The organism is Streptomyces sp. WELS2 (assembly GCF_013870595.1).
In the GTDB taxonomy this organism is placed as follows: Bacteria; Actinomycetota; Actinomycetes; order Streptomycetales; family Streptomycetaceae; genus Streptomyces.
This window is the reverse complement of record NZ_JACBWZ010000859.1, coordinates 1-2,513: the sequence shown is the minus strand read 5'-3', so window position 1 is coordinate 2,513 and position 2,513 is coordinate 1. Positions and strand designations below refer to the sequence as shown.

The 2,513-nt window shown below is 71.3% G+C and carries 4 protein-coding genes; 3 read left to right on the top strand and 1 reads right to left on the bottom strand.

Annotation, left to right across the window (positions count from 1 at the left end; genetic code table 11):
• Positions 1 to 348 (bottom strand): cation:proton antiporter (locus H5J33_RS30885; RefSeq protein ID WP_181798071.1); only part of this gene is annotated, 348 nt, incomplete at its 3' end.
• Between the two features lie 61 nt (positions 349 to 409).
• Between H5J33_RS30885 and H5J33_RS30880 the strand changes: the two genes are divergently transcribed.
• From H5J33_RS30880 to H5J33_RS30870, 3 genes are all read left to right on the top strand, one after another.
• Entirely contained in the window at positions 410 to 670 is a 261-nt protein-coding gene (locus tag H5J33_RS30880; protein WP_181798070.1) for a UBP-type zinc finger domain-containing protein, read from the top strand.
• A 312-nt stretch (positions 671 to 982) separates the two neighbouring features.
• A complete protein-coding gene (locus H5J33_RS30875; protein ID WP_030609825.1) occupies positions 983 to 1,399 on the top strand; it encodes an anti-sigma regulatory factor in 417 nt (138 codons plus the stop codon).
• Between the two features lie 17 nt (positions 1,400 to 1,416).
• The coding region (locus H5J33_RS30870; protein WP_309485528.1) for an RNA polymerase sigma factor SigF at positions 1,417 to 2,513 on the top strand (1,097 nt) is incomplete at its 3' end.

Below are 2,513 nucleotides of genomic sequence, written 5' to 3'. Positions count from 1 at the left end.
GCCGTGCGGGACTGCGCACGGATGAGACACAGACGACATCGCATAGGCGGCCCAGCCGACGACGACGGTCGCGAAGAGGACGTACCCCACCGAGAGCAGCGCCACCGGCCGCAGTTGCGCGCGCAGGTCCAGGTAGGAGCTGTCGCTCGCCGAGGTGTACAGCAGCGGGGGCAGCAGCAGCGGCAGGACCACGTGCGGGTCGAGGGTGTACGACGGCACGCCGGGGATGTAGGAGACCGCCAGGCCCACCGCGACCAGCAGCAGCGGGGCCGGCGCGGGAGTGCGCCGGGCCGCCGCGGCCACCGCCGCACTGCCCGCCACCAGCAACAGCAGGGGCATCACGTCCAAGGTCCTCGCCCACCCTCTTGTTCCGCGCGGCCATCCGCACACCCGTCGTAATCTGGCAATCATGAAACAGTGCACGCACTCCGAAGCGCTGCCGCACCCGGAACCGGAGCCGCTCGCCGCGACCTGCCCGGAGTGCCTGCGGGACGGTACGCACCCGGTGCAGCTCCGGCTCTGCCTCACCTGCGGTCACGTCGGCTGCTGCGACTCCTCGCCGGGCCGGCACGCGACGGAGCATCACGCGCGGACGGGGCACCCGGTGATGCGGTCCTTCGAGCCCGGCGAGGACTGGCGGTGGTGCTTCGTCGACCACGTGCTCGTCTGACCGACGTCAGTGCGAGCGGGACTTCTCACCCGACCACGTTCTCGTGTGACACTGCTAGTGGCGGCTTCCGCACGACGGTTCGAGCGTCTGACGTCTGGGTACGTCAATCCGGCGCGCGCTCTTCCCATTTGGGCCCGCCCACCCTCTAGACACGGAGCGTATCCGGAGTTTTACTGTGAGTGACGCCAGGGGGTTGGGGTCCCGGGGACAGGAACGTTCGGCGCGCGATAGCGTCACCGCTTGAACCACGTACGCGTTACCCCGGGGGGCGACCCTCGGCCCCGTAAAGCTTGTACCACCATGGAGGTGAGGGTGTCCCAGATCGCAGGCGAGCCCGCGGCGAACCAGGACTTCGTGGAAGTCCGGCTGCCGGCTGCGGGTGCCTACCTGTCGGTGCTGCGGACGGCCACGGCCGGTCTGGCGGCTCGCTTGGACTTCACCCTGGACGAGATCGAGGACCTGCGCATCGCCGTGGACGAGGCCTGCGCGATCCTGCTCCAGCAAGCCGTGCCCGGCTCGGTGCTCAGCTGTGTCTTCCGTCTTGTCGACGACTCGCTGGAAGTGACGGTGTCGGCGCCCACGACGGACGGCCACGCCCCCTCGCGGGACACCTTCGCCTGGACCGTGCTGTCGGCCCTCGCGGGCAAGGTCTCCTCCGCGGTGGACGAGGACAAGACGGTCTCGATCAGCCTCTACAAACAGCGTGGTGTCGGCCCCGGGCCGGCCTGAGGAACGGGGACGGGCCGGTGCGGGACGAAGAGCGCGGCACACGGGAGCTGCCGACCGGGGACGGGGGTGCCTCCTGGTCGGGTGACGCCGAGACCTCCGGGGCGGACCCCCGGGACGGTTCCCGGCTCATGGCGGACGGCATCGACGGCATCCCCGAGCAGGCCAGGCCGCACCCGGAGGAGGGCTCCGCGCGGGTCGGCGGTGACAGTGCCGGACAGGGCACGCCACCGACGGCGGGCGACGGCGCCGCGTCCGACGTCCGCGCGGGGGCCAGGGCTCGGGGAAGGGCTACGGGCGGGACGATGAGCGAGCACGAGCGATACGCCGAGGACGACGCGCCGGGCACGGAGGCCGCGCAGGCGGTACAGCACGACGTCCAGGACCGCAGCGGGGCGCGGGCGATGTTCGTGGAGCTGCGCTCGCTGCCCGAGGGCAGCCCGCAGTACGCGGAGCTGCGCAACCAGCTCGTCCGCATGCACCTGCCGCTCGTGGAGCACCTGGCGCGCCGGTTCCGCAACCGCGGCGAGCCGCTGGACGACCTCACCCAGGTCGCCACGATCGGTCTGATCAAGTCCGTCGACCGGTTCGACCCGGAGCGCGGGGTGGAGTTCTCCACGTACGCCACTCCGACCGTCGTGGGCGAGATCAAGCGGCACTTCCGCGACAAGGGCTGGGCGGTCCGGGTGCCGCGCCGGCTCCAGGAGCTGCGGCTCTCCTTGACCACCGCGACGGCCGAGCTGTCCCAGCTGCACGGCCGGTCGCCGACGGTCCACGAGCTCGCCGAGAAGCTGGCCATCTCGGAGGAGGAGGTCCTGGAGGGCCTGGAGTCGGCGAACGCGTACTCCACGCTGTCCCTGGACGTCCCCGACACGGACGACGAGTCGCCGGCGGTCGCCGACACCCTGGGCGCCGAGGACGAGGCGCTGGAGGGGGTGGAGTACCGCGAGTCCCTCAAGCCGCTGCTGGAGGACCTGCCGCCGCGCGAGAAGCGGATCCTGCTGCTGCGCTTCTTCGGGAACATGACCCAGTCGCAGATCGCGCAGGAGGTCGGCATCTCCCAGATGCACGTCTCCCGGCTGCTGGCCCGCACCCTGGCCCAGCTGCGGGAGAAACT